14 protein-coding genes are annotated in these 17,127 nt (G+C 67.6%); 12 read left to right on the top strand and 2 right to left on the bottom strand.

What is annotated here, in order from left to right:
- Positions 1-48: 48 nt before the first annotated feature.
- Positions 49-777 carry a FadR/GntR family transcriptional regulator gene (locus NVV90_RS03650; RefSeq protein WP_258439842.1) on the bottom strand — a complete coding sequence of 243 codons (729 nt, stop codon included), beginning with the start codon at positions 775-777 and terminating at the stop codon, positions 49-51.
- A gap of 359 nt (positions 778-1,136) precedes the next feature.
- Between NVV90_RS03650 and NVV90_RS03645 the strand changes: the two genes are divergently transcribed.
- From NVV90_RS03645 to NVV90_RS03590, 12 genes are all read left to right on the top strand, one after another.
- Positions 1,137-2,774: an ABC transporter substrate-binding protein gene (locus NVV90_RS03645; protein WP_258439841.1), complete on the top strand. Its 1,638-nt coding sequence runs from the start codon at positions 1,137-1,139 to the stop codon at positions 2,772-2,774.
- 204 nt (positions 2,775-2,978) lie between these two features.
- Positions 2,979-3,884 (top strand): ABC transporter permease, encoded by a 906-nt coding sequence (locus tag NVV90_RS03640; protein WP_258441059.1) that lies wholly within the window; start codon positions 2,979-2,981, stop codon positions 3,882-3,884.
- Between the two features lie 3 nt (positions 3,885-3,887).
- The gene (locus tag NVV90_RS03635; RefSeq protein ID WP_258439840.1) at positions 3,888-6,011 is read left to right on the top strand and encodes a dipeptide/oligopeptide/nickel ABC transporter permease/ATP-binding protein; all 2,124 of its coding nucleotides are present in this window, start codon (positions 3,888-3,890) and stop codon (positions 6,009-6,011) included.
- Between the two features lie 8 nt (positions 6,012-6,019).
- Positions 6,020-6,823 carry an ATP-binding cassette domain-containing protein gene (locus NVV90_RS03630; protein ID WP_258439839.1) on the top strand — a complete coding sequence of 268 codons (804 nt, stop codon included), beginning with the start codon at positions 6,020-6,022 and terminating at the stop codon, positions 6,821-6,823.
- A 48-nt stretch (positions 6,824-6,871) separates the two neighbouring features.
- Entirely contained in the window at positions 6,872-7,801 is a 930-nt protein-coding gene (locus NVV90_RS03625) for a dihydrodipicolinate synthase family protein (protein ID WP_258439838.1), read from the top strand.
- Positions 7,802-8,389: 588 nt separating this feature from the next.
- Positions 8,390-9,352, top strand: a complete 963-nt coding sequence (locus NVV90_RS03620; protein WP_258439837.1) for an ROK family protein — start codon at positions 8,390-8,392, stop codon at positions 9,350-9,352.
- 23 nt (positions 9,353-9,375) lie between these two features.
- Entirely contained in the window at positions 9,376-10,062 is a 687-nt protein-coding gene (locus tag NVV90_RS03615) for an N-acetylmannosamine-6-phosphate 2-epimerase (protein ID WP_258439836.1), read from the top strand.
- 100 nt (positions 10,063-10,162) lie between these two features.
- The gene (locus tag NVV90_RS03610; protein WP_258439835.1) at positions 10,163-11,623 is read left to right on the top strand and encodes an NAD(P)/FAD-dependent oxidoreductase; all 1,461 of its coding nucleotides are present in this window, start codon (positions 10,163-10,165) and stop codon (positions 11,621-11,623) included.
- 40 nt (positions 11,624-11,663) lie between these two features.
- Positions 11,664-12,395, top strand: a complete 732-nt coding sequence (locus NVV90_RS03605) for a hypothetical protein (RefSeq protein WP_258439834.1) — start codon at positions 11,664-11,666, stop codon at positions 12,393-12,395.
- A 117-nt stretch (positions 12,396-12,512) separates the two neighbouring features.
- The gene (locus NVV90_RS03600) at positions 12,513-13,205 is read left to right on the top strand and encodes an ABC transporter ATP-binding protein (RefSeq protein WP_258439832.1); all 693 of its coding nucleotides are present in this window, start codon (positions 12,513-12,515) and stop codon (positions 13,203-13,205) included.
- Positions 13,202-15,238, top strand: a complete 2,037-nt coding sequence (locus NVV90_RS03595; protein ID WP_258439831.1) for a YhgE/Pip domain-containing protein — start codon at positions 13,202-13,204, stop codon at positions 15,236-15,238. The genes NVV90_RS03600 and NVV90_RS03595 overlap by 4 nt, the downstream gene beginning before the upstream one ends.
- On the top strand, positions 15,235-15,891 hold the full coding sequence (locus tag NVV90_RS03590) for a TetR/AcrR family transcriptional regulator (protein WP_258439830.1): 657 nt from the start codon (positions 15,235-15,237) through the stop codon (positions 15,889-15,891). The genes NVV90_RS03595 and NVV90_RS03590 overlap by 4 nt, the downstream gene beginning before the upstream one ends.
- Positions 15,892-15,940: 49 nt before the next feature.
- Here the strand turns inward: NVV90_RS03590 and NVV90_RS03585 are convergent, their stop codons facing one another.
- Positions 15,941-17,107, bottom strand: coding sequence for an anhydro-N-acetylmuramic acid kinase (locus tag NVV90_RS03585; RefSeq protein WP_258439829.1), 1,167 nt, complete (start codon positions 17,105-17,107; stop codon positions 15,941-15,943).
- Positions 17,108-17,127 lie beyond the last annotated feature (20 nt).

Below are 17,127 nucleotides of genomic sequence, written 5' to 3'. Positions count from 1 at the left end.
GTACTTCAAGGAAAAGTACGACGGCGGCCCTTGCGTTTGCTGCGGATGCTACTCGGCGACGGCCTCGCCGATGCGGCTGCGGATGCCGTCGAAGTGGCGGTTGAGCCGCTCGGAGGCGGCGATCTTGTCGCCCGCGGCCACGGCAGCGTAGATGCTGCGGTGCATGGCCGCGGTGGCGATGAGGTCCTCGTTGCCCATGCCGATCTCCACATGGATCTTCCGGTAGACCTTCCAGAAGACACCCATGAGGTTGATCAGAAGATCGTTGCTCAGCGGTTCGAACAGGCGGCGGTGGAACTCGGCGTCGGCGGCCACGAAATGCTCGCCGGCCGCTGCCTGCTCCTCCATCTTCCTTACAGATTCCTCGATCAGGGCCAGCTGCTCGGTGGTCATGACGTCCATGGACGAGCCGATGAGTCCCGATTCCAGGGCCTGCCGGACATCCACCAGCTGAAGGGCCTCCACACCCTGGTGGCGCAGCGACAGCCGGCCGCGGAAGGACAGGCCGTCCGCGAGGGCATCGAAGTTGCTGGGGGCCACGAACATGCCGAAGCCGTGGCGGATCTCGATCACGCCAAGGGCCTGGAGCACCTTGAGGGATTCCCGCAGGGTGTTGCGGCCCACGCCAAGGGCCACGGACAGCTCGTTTTCGGTGGGCAAGGGGTCCCCGGCCTCGAGTTCACGCTCAAGGATCAGTTCCATGATGTCCGCCTGCAGCGCCCTGAGCCGGGCCTGTGCGCTGAACCGCGCCTGCGGAACGACTCCTGAAGTCGTCATTGGCTCTCCTTGCGAAAATGTGTGGATCTGTCCATGGAGCCATGTGGGGCCTAGGACGTGGAATCAGCACGGTGTTAATATTGAGGCGAGCCTATCGGCTGGCCGAGAACAAGTGACTCTCGACATAGAATATCGGATGTCCCACCTCCTTGATAAGTATGTCTCGCTAAGTATCCGAAAAAAGTTTCGCGGCCCGCCCCCTTGGCCCCCGGCCCCGCTGGCCACTCCCCCGCCGCCGCTCCCCGAGCCGGCCCTGCGTGACTGCTTCGTGGCGCGAATCTCACTTGACGTTCCCATGTGACCACCCTTACAGTTTCAATACGAGCATCGGACGTCCTACATCCGATAACTATTCTTGAATGGTGAGGCATCTTATGAGCAACACGATCAATAACCTGCCGCTGGTCAACGACGCCAGCCGCCGGAACTTCCTGAAGCTGACCGGCGCAGTTGGTGCGGCGGCAGCATTCACGGCAAGCCTCTCCGCTTGTGGCGGCGCAGCCACAACCACAGCAGGCACGGCAGCCAACACGGCAGCGGTGAACAAGGACCTCATCATCGAGGCCGGCATCTCCTACGCCCTGTCCACAGGCTTCGACCCGCTGAGTTCCTCAGGCGCCACGCCCATGGCAGCGAACCTGCACATCTTCGAAGGCCTCATCGAACTGCACCCGGCCACCCGCCAGCCGTACAACGCCCTGGCCGCAGCCGACCCCAAGAAGGTCAACGACACCACCTACCAGGTGACCATCCGCGAAGGCGCCAAGTTCCACAACGGCGCCCCGGTCACTACCGAAGACGTTGCCTTCTCCTTCACCCGCGTGATGGACCCGGCGAACAAGTCCCTGTTCTCGCAGTTCATCCCGTTCATCCAGGACGTCAAGCCTGTTGATGCCAAGACGGTCGAGTTCACGCTCAAGTACGCCTTCCCGGGCTTCGGACCGCGCATCTCCGTGGTGAAGATTGTCCCCAAGGCCCTCGCCACCGAGCTGAAGGCCTTCGACGCCGCCCCGGTCGGCTCGGGCCCCTATAAGCTCATCTCCGCCGTCAAGGACGACAAGATCGTCTTCGAAGCGTTCGCCGACTACAACGGCCCCAAGCCGGCACTGGCCAAGGGCATGAACTGGCTCCTGCTCTCGGATGCCGCAGCACGCGTCACCGCCGTGCAGTCCGGCCGTGTCCAGGCCATCGAAGACGTCCCCTACCTGGACATCGACGGCCTCAAGTCCAAGGTCAGGGTCGAATCCGTCCAGTCCTTCGGCCTGATGTTCCTCATGTTCAACTGCGCCAAGGCCCCGTTCAACAACAAGCTCGTCCGCCAGGCCCTGCACTACGGCCTGGACAAGGAAGCCATCATCAAGAAGGCGCTGTTCGGCAACGCAAAGGCCGCCAGCTCCTACTTCCAGGAAGGCCACCCGGACTACGTCAAGGCCAAGAACGTCTACGGCTACGATGCCACGAAGGCAGCCGACCTTCTCAAGCAGGCCGGCGTCACGAGCCTCGAATTCGAGCTCCTCACCACCGACACCGCCTGGGTCAAGGACGTCGCCCCGCTGATCCTCGAATCCTGGAACAAGATCCCGGGCGTCAAGGTCACCGTCAAGAGCATCCAGTCCGGCGCCCTGTACACCGACCGCGTCGGCAAGGGCGACTACTCCGTCGTCGCGGCCCCGGGCGACCCCTCCGTCTTCGGCAACGACGCGGACCTGCTCCTGAGCTGGTTCTACTCCGGCGCCACCTGGATGGAAAAGCGCGCCTACTGGACCGCTCCGGAGCGCGCCGCCCTGCAGGACCTCATGAACAAGGGTTCGCAGGCCGCCGCGGCAGATGCCAAGAAGATCACCGGCCAGATCGTGGACCTCGTTTCCGAGGAACTCCCGCTCTACCCGATCTTCCACCGCCAGCTGCCCAGCGCCTGGGACGAGAAGAAGCTCAACGGCTTCAAGCCGCTGCCCACCACGGGCATGTCGTTCATCGACGTTGGGCGCACCTCCTAAGGAGCGCACCTCCCGGGCCCTCCCGGGACAGGCACCACCAACTCGACGCAGCAGGGGGCTGTGGCCAGCTGGCCATGGCCCCTCTGGGGCTGAGTAGCACTACACAGTGACGCAGGCCAACCCTGCAGCACACCAGACAAACCGGAGAACAAATTGGTCACGATATTGCGTCTGCTTGGCCGCAGACTCGCAGCACTGCCATTGATGATCCTGGGCATCACCCTGCTCGTCTTCCTCGTCCTGCAAGCGGCCCCCGGCGACCAGGCCAGCTCGGCCCTCGGCGAAGGTGCCAGCGAAGAAGCTAAGCAGCAGTACCGCCAGGAAAACGGCCTGAACGATCCGCTGGTCATCCAGTACTTCCGCTTCCTCGGCAGGCTGCTGCAGTTCGACCTCGGCGTCACCACCCCGCCGGCGAAGTCGGTCGCCTCCATGATCGGCTCGGCGTTCCCCCTGACGCTGCAGCTGACCTTCCTGGGCGTCCTCATCGCCATCGTCCTGTCCCTGACCTTCGGCATCATGGGCGCCCTCTACCGCGACAAGTGGCAGGACCAGCTGGTCCGCGTCTTCTCGATCGCCGCGATCGCCACGCCGTCGTTCTGGCTGGGCATCCTGCTGATCCAGTGGTTCGCGCTCGGCACCAACCCGCTTTTCCCCTCGGGCGGCATCGCGACGCCGGAATCCGGCTTCGGCGGCTGGCTCAACTCGATGGCCCTCCCGGCCCTCGCGCTCGGCATCCCCGTCTCGGCCTCCCTGATCCGCGTGGTCCGCACCTCGATGGTGGAAGAACTGGACCGCGACTATGTCCGCACCGCCATCGGCAACGGCGTCCCCTACCGCGAGGTCGTCTCAAAGAACGTCCTCCGCAATGCGCTCGTCACTCCGGTCACCGTGCTGGGCCTGCGCGTGGGCTACCTGCTCGGCGGCGCCGTCGTGATCGAAATGATCTTCGCTCTTCCCGGCATGGGCCAGCTGATCCTCAACGGCATCACCAACCTGGACGTCAACCTGGTCCAGGGCGTGGTGCTCACCATCTCCGTCACCTTCGTTCTGGTGAACATCGTGGTGGACCTCCTCTACCTGCTCATCAACCCCCGAATCAGGACGGTATAGCTCATGCGTAGCAAGCTTGCTGAACGGCTGAGTGCCCCGGGCATCCGTTTCAAGGCCCTGCCCTGGGGCTCCCGCATCGCCCTCCTCTTCCTCATCATGATCGTCCTCGCGGCCGTCTTCGCCCCGGTCATCGCCCCGCACGACCCGCTGGAGACGTTCATCCCGGCAACCGCACCGGGGGCCGAGCACTTCTTCGGCACCGACCGCCTGGGCCGCGACATCTTCTCGCGCCTGCTCTTCGGCGCCCAGTCCTCGCTCATGATCGGCCTCGGCGCCGTGGCCTTGGCCATCCTCGTCGGTGCCCTCCTCGGCTCCTTCGCCGCCACGTCCAGCAAGTCCGTCAACGAGATCATCATGCGTCTCATGGACATCCTGATGGCGTTCCCGGGCATCGCCCTGGCCGCCGTGCTGCTGGCCGCCTTCGGCAACTCGGTTCCGACCATCATCATTGCGATCGCCATCATCTACACCCCGCAGCTTGCCCGCGTGGTCCGCGCCAACGTGCTCTCCCAGTACGGCGAAGACTACGTCCGTGCCGAGCGCGTGATCGGTGCCGGCCGCTTCTACATCCTGCTCAAGCACATTGTCCGCAACACAGCCGCTCCGGTTCTGGTGTTCGCAACGGTCATGGTGGCCGATGCCATCATCCTGGAAGCCTCGCTGTCCTTCCTGGGCGCAGGCGTGCAGGATCCTGCACCGTCCTGGGGCAACGTGATCTCCTACGGGCGCAACCTGGTCCTGTCCGGCGGCTGGTGGGCCACCACGTTCGCCGGTGTGACCATCCTGCTGACCGTGCTGTCCCTGAACATCCTGGCCGAGGGCCTTACCGACGCCATGGTGAACCCGAAGCTGCGCAAGGCGCCCGTGGTGAAGGACGACGACGGTTCCGCCGCCGCCGTTGCCGGTGCCGCCATCGACACCGAGATCGCCACGTCCGTGGCCCAGCCCTCCGTGGTGGAAGAGCACGAGCTCGACGCCGTCCGCACGGCCGCCGGGGATGCCCTCTCCGACGAGGACTACAACGACGCCGGCGTTCTCGCCGACCCGAAGCTGGCCGCGGCCAACCCGCACCTGCTCCTGGACAAGGAACTGGAGCTGCTGGCCGCCATCGAGGCCAAGCGCACCGACCGCCTCTCCCAGGTCCCGGCCGGCGCCCGCAACGTCCTCGAGGTCACGAACCTGTCCATCCGCTTCCCGGGCCGCTTCGGCGACACCGCGATCGTGGACAACGTTTCCTTCACGGTCCGCGAAGGCGAGACCATGGGCCTGGTGGGCGAATCCGGCTGCGGCAAGTCCATCACCTCCCTCGCCGTCATGGGCCTGCTGCCCAAGACCGCGCAGATCAGCGGTTCCATCAAGTTCGACGGCAAAGAACTCCTGGACCCGTCCATCCATCACAGCGACGTCAAGGCCTACCAGGGCCTGCGCGGCGAGCAGATCGCCATGGTCTACCAGGACGCCCTGAGCTCCCTGAACCCGTCCATGAAGATCAAGGACCAGATGGAGCAGCTGACCAAGCGCGGCGGCCGCAAGACCCCCACGGAGCTGCTGGAACTGGTCAAGCTGGATCCCGTCCGGACGCTCGCCAGCTACCCGCACGAACTCTCCGGCGGCCAGCGCCAGCGCGTGCTGATCGCCATGGCCCTGTCCCGCTCGCCGAAGATCGTGGTGGCCGATGAGCCCACCACCGCCCTGGACGTTACCGTCCAGAAGCAGGTTGTGGACCTCCTCAATGGACTGCGCGAGCAGCTCGGCTTCGCCATGGTCTTCGTCAGCCACGACCTTGCCCTGGTGGCCTCCCTGGCCCACCGCATCACGGTCATGTACGCCGGCCAGGTGGTGGAATCCGCACAGGCTTCCGAACTCCTGCAGAACCCCCAGCACGAGTACACCCGCGGCCTGCTCGGCGCTGTCCTCTCCATCGAGGCCGACGCCGTCCGCCTGCACCAGATCCCCGGCACCGTCCCGTCCCCGCGCGACTTCGCCGCGGGCGACCGCTTCGCCGCACGTTCGCTGCGGTCCGACGCCGACCCCAGCCAGAAGCTGGTCCTCACCTCCGTTTCATCCGCCGGAGGCGGGGATGCCGACCACTACTGGGCGAGCCACCTGAAGGAGGACGCAAAGTGAGTCAGTCCATGCAGCAAGACTCAAAGCCGGTCATCGAGCTCAAGGATGTCAGGGTCTACCACCACGCCCGCACGGGCAGCCTGTTCCGGCCGAACATCGTCAAGGCCGTCGACGGCGTCGACTTCACCATCAGCCGCGGCGAAACTGTCGGCATCGTGGGTGAGTCCGGCTGCGGCAAGTCCACACTTGCTTCCGTGCTGGTGGGACTGCAGACCCCGACGTCGGGCGAGGTCCTCTTCCACGGAAAGCCCGCCATCAAGCGGAACGCCCGCATGCGCAAGGCGTTCGGCCGCTCCGTGTCCGTGGTGTTCCAGGACCCGGCCACGGCGCTGAACCCGCGCATGACCATCCAGGACATCCTCACGGACCCGCTGCAGATCCACGGCATCGGCAACGCGGCCTCCCGTACGGCCAAGGTCAAGGAGCTGCTGGCCCTGGTGGGCCTGCCGCAGTCCGCGTCCGAGGTAACGCCGTCGCAGGTTTCCGGCGGCCAGCGCCAGCGCGTGGCAATCGCCCGAGCCTTGGCACTGGACCCGGACATCATCGTGGCGGACGAACCGACGTCGGCCCTGGACGTCTCCGTCCGCGCCCAGGTCCTGAACCTGCTGTCCGACCTGAAGACCCAGCTGAACCTGGGCATGGTGTTCATCTCACACGACATCCAGACCGTCCGCTACGTCTCGGACCGCATCTGCGTCATGTACTTCGGCAAGATCGTCGAGCAGGGCACAGCCAGCCAGGTCTTCGACAACCCCAGCAACGACTACACCAAGAAGCTGCTGGGCGCCGCGCCGAGCCTGCTCCACATCTAGCCTCCCCCTCAAGAAGTTTTCGTCCAACCATCAATATTTGGAGTACACGTGACCACCGTCGCTACCCGTTTCCAGGGCGTCATCCCGCCCGTCGTGACCCCCCGCACCGCCGAAGGCGCCATCGACGTGCCGTCGCTGGAAAATGTCACCAAGCACCTGCTCGACGGCGGCGTCAGCGGCCTCTTCGTGCTGGGTTCCTCCGGCGAGGTCACCCACATGACCAACGCCGAGCGCGACCTTGTGGTGCAGACCGTGGCCGGCGTGAACGCAGGCCAGGTGCCGGTGATCGTGGGCGCCGTTGAGCAGACCACCAACCGCGTCATCGAAGAAGCCCAGCGCGTCATCGCCCTCGGTGCCGACTCCATCGTCGCCACCAGCCTGTACTACGCCATCTCCAACGCCCAGGAGAACGGCACGCACTTCCGCTCCATCGCCGCCGCCGTGGACGTCCCGGTCTTCGCCTACGACGTGCCGGTGCGCACCCACTTCAAGCTGCCCACCGAGCTGCTGGTGGAGCTGGGCCGCGAGGGTGTCATTGCCGGTGTGAAGGACTCCTCCGGCGACGACGTCTCCTTCCGCCAGCTGCTGCTGGCCGCCAAGGACATCCCCAACTTCGACATCTTCACCGGCCACGAAGTGGTTGTGGACGGCGCCCTCCTTGGCGGCGCCCAGGGCGTTGTTCCGGGCCTCGGCAACGTTGACCCGGCCGGTTACCGCCGCCTGTACGACGCTGCTGTTGCCGGCGACTGGGCCCAGGCCGCCGCCGAGCAGGACCGCCTGGCCGATGTCTTCGAGATCGTCTACACGCCCAAGGCCGGCCGCATGTCCGGCAACGCCGCGGGCCTGGGCGCCTTCAAGACCGCCCTGCAGCTCATGGGCATCATCAAGACGAATGTCATGAGCGCACCGATGCTCTCCCTGGATGAGGACGAGACCGCCGCGGTCAAGGTCATCCTGGAGCGCAACGGCCTGATCTAAGGTCCCCCGACGCAACCGGGCCTGCCGAGACCATGCGGCAGGCCCGGTCGCGTCTCAGCCCGTCGCCTTGAGTGGGTATCCGTGGCCGGGTCGTGTCGCAGGGGCCATTTTGCCGTCCCTTAGACACCTTCCTCCGCCGCATTCCCGTCGCTGGGCGACGTCCACGCGGCGCTGGTCGGCGATGCGGGACTACGCAAAACAGCCCCTCCGACACTCAGCTGAGCATGTCACCTTCGGGACAGGCGGCAAGCCCACCTGCGGGAGGCAAAACGTCTCGCTGGCGCCGTTAGCACGTAGTCGGGCTTGTCCCTATCACTCGTCGGCATCGCTTCGGTTCGGCGGACGGCGATGCGATGCCGCAGGTGAGCCGAACGGCCAAAGCGCGCAAGGATCGTTTCGTGTAGGCGCGCATCGCCGACCAGAGCCGTTCGTAGGTCGCCCAGCGACCGGAGAACGGCGCCGGGAGGTGTCTAAGCGCCGGCGAAATGATCCTTACGCGCTGTCCCAACCCGGACTAACGTGACCCCGACAGCACCGCAACAAAAACCAGAACTGCAACCGCAGACAGAACGACTTCGGAGGACAAGCATGACGTACGTGATCGGTGTTGATCTTGGGGGGACCAAGACTGCTGCCGGCGTTGTGGCTGCCGACGGGGCCGTGGTGTTCACGGAGCAGATCCCCACGCTGAACCGGGACGGCGGCGAGGCCATTCTGGATGCGACGGCGGGACTCGTCTCCCGGCTCATGCAGCGGGCCGCGGGCGAAGGGATGGACGTCGGGGGCGTTGGCATCGGCTCGGCCGGGGTCATTGATGCTGCGGAGGGGACCGTTGTTTCGGCGACCGACGCGATCCTGGGCTGGACCGGGACCAAGCTGACCGCGGGCTTGGCGCAGCGGCTGGGCTTGGCCGGCGGGGACGTCAAGGCCGTCAATGATGTGCACGCGCATGCCCTGGGCGAGGCGTGGCTGGGTGCGGCTGCGGGGTCCTCGAGTTCGCTCATGGTGGCGTTCGGAACGGGCGTGGGCGGCAGCTTTGTGCTGGGCGGCGCGCCGGTCCTGGGCCACCGCTTTGTGGGCGGGCATGTGGGGCACTTCGCCTCGCCGTACGCGCATCACGAGGGCACAGCCCTCCCGTGCGTGTGCGGGCATGCGGGGCACGTCGAGGCAATTGCCTCCGGCCCCGCCATTTACGAATCCTTCCTCCGCTTCGGCGGCTCCCCCGATGTTCCGGACACGCGTGCCGTGTTTGGTCTGGCGCACGACGGCGATGCGGCCGGCACCTCCCTGGACAGCGCTGCCGCGGTCCGCGCGATCGGCGTGGGCGCCGCCGCAGCCGGGCAGGCCGTGGGCGGGCTCATCAACATCCTGGACCCGGAGACCGTGGTGGTGTCCGGCGGCCTGGCCGATGCCGGCGACATGTGGTGGACGCCCATGGAACGCGCCCTGCGCGAAGAACTGCTTGCCCCGCTCGCGGCCGTCCCCGTGCGGCGGGCCACGCTGGGCAATACCGCGGCCATTGTGGGCGCGGCCAAACTTGTACTGAAGTAAACACGAATACCTGAGGAGACCCCATGATCCTGACCCCCGAAGGCCTCGAGGCCCTCCGTTCCCAGCTGATCGTCTCCTGCCAGGCCTACCCGGGCGAGCCCATGCGCGATCCCCGCACCACGGGGCAGGTGGCGGCGTCGGCAGTCATCGGCGGCGCCGCGGCGATCCGCGTGCAGGGGCTGGCCGATGTGGAGTTCACCCGCACCGCCGTCGAGGTCCCCGTGATCGGGCTCTGGAAGGACGGGCACGACGGCGTCTTCATCACCCCCACGCTCCGCCATGCCCTCGCGGTGGCCAACGCCGGCGCGCACATCGTGGCGGTGGACGGCACGCGCCGCGCCCGCCCGGACGGGCTGAGCCTCAAGCAGACAGTTGACGGCATCCACGCCGGATCGCACGCCCTGGTCATGGCCGACTGCGGCTCCTACGACGACGCCGTGGCCGCAGTGGAGGCCGGTGCGGACCTGATCGGCACCACCCTTGCCGGCTATTCGGGCGAGCGTCCCAAGACCGAAGGCCCGGACCTTGAACTGCTGGCGGAGATCGCCGGCGCCGAGCTCGGCAAGCCGCTCATCGCCGAGGGCCGCATCCACACCCCACTGCACGCCCGCCAGGCACTCGACGCCGGCGCGTTCGCCGTCGTCGTCGGCACCGCCATCACCCACCCGGCCAGCATCACCGGCTGGTTCAAGGGTGCGATGCACGGCTGATGTCCCGCGTCGCGTTGCGGGGTCCGCTCTACGGGCCCGGCAACGCTGGGAGCACGTAGAGCAGGCCTCACAACGCCGCATCCGGGCGTAGGCTGTCCCCATGGCTGCGGAGAGTTCCCGGGAATTCGATGTCATTGTGATCGGCGCGGGCGCCGTGGGCGAAAACGTCGCGGACCGTGTGGTCCGGGGCGGGCTGACGGCGGTGGTGATCGAGGCCGAACTCGTCGGCGGCGAATGCTCCTACTGGGCCTGCATCCCCTCCAAGGCACTGCTCCGGCCCGGTTCCGCGCTGCACGCGGCCCAGCTGGTGCCCGGCGCCGCCGAGGCCATCACCGAAACCCTGGACGCCGACGCCGCGCTGAAGCACCGGGACTGGTTCACCGCCCGCTGGCAGGACCACAGCCAGGTGAAATGGCTTGAAGACACGGGCATCGCACTCATCCGCGGGCGCGGGCGCATCACCGGCCCCCGCGAGGTCCAGGTGGACGGCCTGGACGGCAACAGCTACGCGCTCAAGGCAACCCACGCCGTCGTGCTCGCAACAGGCTCAAAGCCCACCATCCCGGACATCGAAGGCCTCGGCGAGGTCCCCTACTGGACAACGCGCGGGGCCACCTCTGCGCGCAGCATCCCGGACCGGTTCATCGTGCTGGGCGGCGGCGTGGCCGGCGTCGAGCTGGCACAGGCCTTTGCGCGGCTTGGGGCGGATGTGGCCCTGGTGGCCCGCGGCCGCCTGCTGCGCACCTACCCGGAGGAAGCCGCGCACCTGGTGGCGGCGGGGCTGCGGGCAGACGGCGTGGACCTCCACCCGAATACCGACACCCGGCGGGTAGCAAAGAACGACGACGGCACCCTCACCGTGACGCTGGGCGACGGGAAGACCCTGATCGCCGAGCAGCTCCTGGTCGCGGCCGGACGGCACCCTGCCTTGGCCAACCTCGGCCTCGAAAACGTGGGCGTCGAGGCCCTCAATGACAAGCCGCTGCGGCTGACCACGGACTCGACCGGGCTTGTGGAGGGCGCCGCCAGCGACGGAACCAGCGGCCTCTGGCTGTACGCTGCCGGCGACGCCGCAGGCAAGGCCCTGCTCACGCACCAGGGAAAGTACGAGGCCCGGGCCACCGGGGACGCGATCGTTGCCCGCGCCGCCGGCAAGATGCATGGCGCCCCGCAGCCGTGGAGTCCCGTGGTGCAGACCGCCAGCGAGCATGCCATCCCCAGCGTGGTCTTCACCGATCCCGAGGTGGCTTCTGTGGGGCCCTCGCTGGAACAGGCCCTGCTCCGCGGGATCAACGCCACCTCCGTGGAACTGCCCATCAATGTGTCCGGCTCCCAGTTGTATTCCTCCGGCTACAAGGGCTGGGCGCAGCTGGTGGTCGATGAAGACCGCAAGGTGGTCCTGGGCGCCACCTTTGCCGGGCCCGGCGTGGCCGAGCTGCTGCACGCCGCCACCATCGCGATCGTGGGCGAGGTACCCCTGGACCGCTTGTGGCACGCGGTGCCATCCTTCCCCACGTTGAGCGAGGTGTGGCTGCGGCTGCTGGAAAAATACGGGCTCTGATCGCGGGGCTGGCCCCGGCGCGGACGGACAGGGAGGCATCGTGAGAAGCACCACCAGGGCAGCAGCATTTTCGACCATCGTCTTCGCCCTGGCCAGCATCGTCTGGTTCGTCCTGGAAGGCACGCCGCAGCGACTGGGTTTCGAGGACACGGATGACCCTGCGCTGATGGTCGCGTTCATCCAGCAGCATCCCGAGGTCTTCATCCAGGCGGGCACCATGTTGATCGTGATGGCCGCCAGCCTGACCGTTGCCGTGCTGGCGGTGGCGCAGCTTGTGGGATCACTGCTGGCGCCATCATCGGGTGCGGTGGGGCTGCGGGCCACATCGACGTTTGGCCTCTTCGCGGCAGCGTTCTTCCTGTTCGGCGGCGGGGTCCGGATCGGCTCGTCCGGTCCGCTGCTCCACATGGCCGGCCTCAGGCCGGAGTGGGGCGAGGGTGCCTACCTTGCGGCGCAGGTGGTCAGCCAGGCGGTCCTGATCGGCGGCATCCTGGCGCTCTGCCTGTGGGCCGTCGGGCTGAGCCTGATCGGCCTCCGGACGAAGGCCCTCCCGCTGCCTCTCTGCATCCTCGGGGTCCTGCCTGCCTTCCGCATCGTGAGCAGCATCCTCGGGGCGCTGGGACTCCTGCCCGGCGACGACATCCTCTGGGTGCTGGGCATGGCATCCATCGTCGGGACGGTCCTGTGGTGCCTCGTCCTCGGACTCGTCCTCCTGCGCCGGGGCTTCGGGCCGACCAGGGCGCGAGCGGGCACGGCGCGAGCGGACATTTGAGGCCCCAATTCCGGCAATTCCAGGGCCTCACGTGCCCGTTCGCGCGGATCTATTTGAACTGACCGGTCAGTTTAGTTAGACTGATAGGAGACACTCAGTTCTGCGAAAGGTCCCATTGTGCTGTCCGTACAGCAACTCCAGATCAACGGCCGCCGGGATGACCTCCTGCCGGCCACCTCGCTGCAGGCACGCCGCGGCGAGCTCCTCCTCGTGGCCGGGGACGGGCAGGAGCAGCGGACCGCATTGGCGCTCGCCCTCAGCGGCCGCATGAAGCCCGGCAGCGGCCTCCTGAGCTGGGACAACAACGCCAAAACCAAGAAGGTCCGGAGCGCCAGCGCCCTGGTGGACTCCCCCGGCGTCAACGAGCCCGAACAGCACCTCAGCGTCCGCGACCTCGTCACCGAGGACCTCGCCCTCATCCCCCGCCGGTACCGCGGGGCCCTCCTCAGCAAGCCGTGGCTCAAGGTCAACAGCTTCGAGGACATCGCGGGGCTGTGGATCGAACAGCTTCCGGCAGGCCGCCGCATCGAACTCCTCACCGCGCTCGCCTTGGCCGACCCCGCCACGGACCTCCTGGTGCTCGACTCCCCGGACCGGCACAGCGCGGACCCCGGCGCGTGGCTCCCCCGCCTCGAGCAGTTGGCGTCCGACGCCGGGCGGCCGCTCGCCGTCGTCGCCGTCGTCTCCGCCCTCCCGGACACCTGGACGGGCGCCGCCGCGGTGATCGGCAACTCCGTTTCGCCGTCCGTCCACCGGCCAAAACCGGCCACACACCAAGCAACACCTTCCCTGCAAAGGACCGCAAAGTGACTGTTCTGCGGCTGGCCCGCTCCGAGCTCAAGCGCATGACCGGCGGGCTCCTGCCCAAGCTGACCATCCTCGCCCTGACCATGGTGCCGTTGATCTACGGCGCCGTGTACCTCTACGCGAACTGGGACCCGTACGGGAACCTGAACCAGATCGACGCAGCGCTGGTGGTCGAGGACACCGGGGCGCAGGCCTCGGACGGAACCGAACTGCAGGCCGGCCGGAAGGTGGCCGACTCGCTGGTGGAGGGCCACGTCTTCAACTGGAAGACCGTGTCCACGGCGGAGGAAGCGGATGCCGGCGTGGAGTCCGGCACCTACGCGTTCGCCCTGAAGATCCCCAAGGACTTCTCCGCGAACCTGGTCTCGCCCGGCAGCTTCGACGCCGCCAACCAGGCCATGCTTAACGTCACCACCAACGACGCCAACAATTACCTCCTGAGCACCATCGTGGACAAGCTCACCACCGCGGTCCACTCCACCGTGGCCAAGGAAGTGGGCGAGGAAACCGCCAACCAGCTCCTCACCGGCTTCGGCACCATCCACACCTCCATCGTGAAGGCCGCCGACGGAGCCGCCCAGCTGGCCGACGGCATCGGCAAGCTCAGCGACGGCGCCGCCACCCTGCACGACGGCACCACCCAGCTCCGCACCGGGACCGGCGAACTCGTGGCCGGCCAGACCCAGCTGCGCGACGGCGCGAACCAGCTCAACGACGGCGCCGGGAAGCTCAGCGCCGGGCTCAGCGAACTGAAGAACAAGACAGCCACCCTGCCCGCCGATTCGCGGAAGCTCGCCGACGGCGCCGCCCAGGTGGCCGCCGGAAACGCCGAACTGAACACGAAAGTCCAAGACGTCGTCGGGCAGCTGGACACGCTCGACGCCGGCCTCCGGGACCGCGTGCTGGCCTCCAACGCCCGGCTCGTCGCCGCCGGGGTGCTGAGCCGGGAGCAGGCGGACAAGGTCCTGGCGGACTTCGACGCCGCCGCGGCGTCCGGCCCCGTCGCGGATGCCAAAGCCAAAATCGCCGGCGACGCCGCCAAGATCCAGCAGCTCTCGGACGGCTCGGCCGCCGTCAGCGCCGGCGCCGCCAAGCTTGCCGGGGCCACGCCCGCACTGACGGACGCGATCGCGCAGGCCTCGGCCGGCGCGGACCAGCTCAGCTCCGGCGCTTCCACCCTTGCCGCCGGCCAGCAGAAGGCGCTCGACGGCGCGGTGGCGCTCGCGGAGGGCGCCGCCACGCTCGACGACGGCGCCGGGCAGCTCGCCAGCGGCGCCGTCACCGCCTCCGAGGGCGCCCACACCCTGGCCGACGAGCTGGCCAAGGGCGCCGGCCAGATCCCTAACCCGGACGATTCCCAGAAGAGCAACGTCTCCAAGGTGATCGCCGACCCCGTGGCCGTCAGCAACGTCTCGCAGGCCAAGGCCGGCTCCTACGGTGCCGGGCTGGCCCCGTTCTTCCTGACGCTGTCCCTGTGGATCGGCGTGTTCATGCTGGTCCAGGCCATGCGGCCCATCACCCAGCGGGCCCTGGCCTCAAACGCCCCCGCCTGGAAAATCGCCGTCGGCGGCTGGCTGCCGTTCTTCGTGGTCTCGGTGCTTCAGGCCAGCATCCTGACCCTGGTGGTAAACCTCGGGCTCGGCCTGAACCCCGCCCACCCGGTCCTCATGTGGCTGTTCATGCTGGCGGCCGTCATGGCGTTCACCGCGATCATCCAGGGCATCGTGGCGCTGATGGGGACTCCTGGAAAGTTCGTGGTGCTGGTCCTCATGGTCCTGCAGCTGGTCTCCTCCGGCGGCACCTTCCCCTGGCAGACCACCCCGATGCCGCTGCACGTGGTGCACGAGGCGCTGCCGATGGGCTACGTGGTGACGGGCATGCGGCACCTGATCTACGGCGCGGAGCTGTCCATGATCTGGCCCACCGTGCTGAGCCTTGTTGGCTACACTGTGCTGGGAATGGGACTGTCCACCCTGGCGGTCCGCAAGCACAAGACGTGGACCCTCAAGACCCTGAAGCCGGAGATCGCAGTATGAGCACCCAGGACTCCGGAGCGGCGGCCGGGGCTGCCGGGGCGCCTGAGGCGCCCGCCGAAAAGAAGCTCCGCCCGTCCCGCACCAACGCCACCAAGCAGCGGCTCTTCGAGGCGTCCATGGAACTGATCGGCGAGCGCGGGGCGGCCGGGGTCACGGTGGACGAAATCGCCGCCGCGGCCGGGGTGTCCAAGGGCACGGTGTACTACAACTTCGGCAGCAAGTCCGATCTGATCGCCCAACTCCTGCGCCACGGCGTGGACATCATGCTGGGCAGGCTCCAGGCCATCGAGGGCCAGGCCAGCGATCCCCTTGGGGCCATGGAGGGCATGGTGGGCCAGGCCATGGACTTCATGGACGACTACCCCTCCTTCGCCCGGCTCTGGGTCAGCGAGAACTGGCGCACGCCGAGCGAATGGGGCAAGGTCTTCGCCGAACTCCGCGAGGAGCTGCTGGCCGTGATCCGCGGGGCCATCGACGCCGTAGCGGACCGCTACCCCGTGGACCGCTCGATCGCCCGGGGCAGCCTGGAAGCGGCCACCCTGGGTGCCATCTTTGTGGTGGGCCTGGACCGGCAGACGTACAACCCCGAGCGCACGCGGGAGCAGAGCATCGCCGCGATCATGACCATCATGCGCGGCTACGTCCTCAAATAGGGGTGGGCCTCAAACAGCGGCCGGCCACCCGGTAGCGGCCGGCTGCACCTCAGGCGAAGCGCAGGCTCCTCGGCGGCGTCGCCGCGGGGACCGCGGACGGCAGGCCGTTCAGTCCGGGGGTGATGGAGCCGAGCACGCTTGCGTGCCGTGCCCCGGTGCAGCCGGGCAGGGTGCCCGGGAATCCGTTCGCGGTGAGGTATCCCAGCACAGCGAAAGCCAAGGCCTCCTTGCTGGAGGACGGCAGCCCCAGGGCATCCGAGGTCAGCAGCTCCACGTCGCCCAGTTCCTCGTCGAGGGCCCGCATGAGCGTGGGGTTCTGCGTGCCTCCGCCGGAGGCGATCACCGAGCTGCCCTGCGCCGATGCGACAGCTGCCGCAACAGTGCGTGTGGTCAGCCTCACGAGCGTTGCTACGACGTCCTCGAGTGCCAGGCCCTGCGTGCCGGTGGCCGTCATTGCAGCCGTGAGATAGGGCAGGTGGAACAATTCCTTCCCTGTGCTCTTCGGCGCAGGCAAGGAATAGTAGGGCTCCGCGAGCAGCTGCCCCAAAAGCCTGTGGTTGACCGTGCCGCGGGCACCGAGTTCGCCATTGTGGTCATAGCGCTGGGCACCTGAGGTCATGTATGTCACGGCGGCATCGATGAGTGCGTTGGCCGGCCCCGTGTCGAAGGCCGTCGGTTCGTCGGAGGCCACCGTGATGTTGGCGATCCCGCCCAGGTTCAGGGCCACCGGCGTCCCGGGCAGGCCGCGCAGCCACATCGCGTCGAACAGGCTTACGAGGGGTGCGCCCTGTCCGCCGGCGGCAACGTCGCGTGAGCGGAAGTTGGAGACAACGGCACAGCCGGTTGCCTCGGCAATCCAGGCGGGCTCACCGATCTGGAGGGTTCCGTGGACCCTGCCTGATTCCACCCAGTGGAACATGGTCTGGCCGTGTGAGGCCACCAGCTCGGCCGTTCCGTCGCACAACTCGTTGTTGGCCCGGACCGCGAGCCGGGCGAAGGCCTGGCCGATGCCGGTGTCGAGGCGACAGACCTGCTCCATGGACGTTGTTGCGGGCGGCATCTGCGCCGCCAATGCCGCCCGCAACTCCCCCGGATAGGCCTCGCTCACCATCCCCAAGGGTGTAAGCACCAAGGCATCTCCGTCCCTGGCGATGTCGACGGCGGCTGCGTCGATCGCATCGTAGGACGTTCCGGACATCATGCCGATGATACGCATGGCACTACTCCCTATTCTTC

Source organism: Arthrobacter sp. CJ23 (genome assembly GCF_024741795.1).
Lineage (GTDB): Bacteria > Actinomycetota > Actinomycetes > Actinomycetales > Micrococcaceae > Arthrobacter.
The sequence above is the reverse complement of the archived record's forward strand: the minus strand, read 5'-3'. Positions and strand labels throughout refer to the sequence as shown.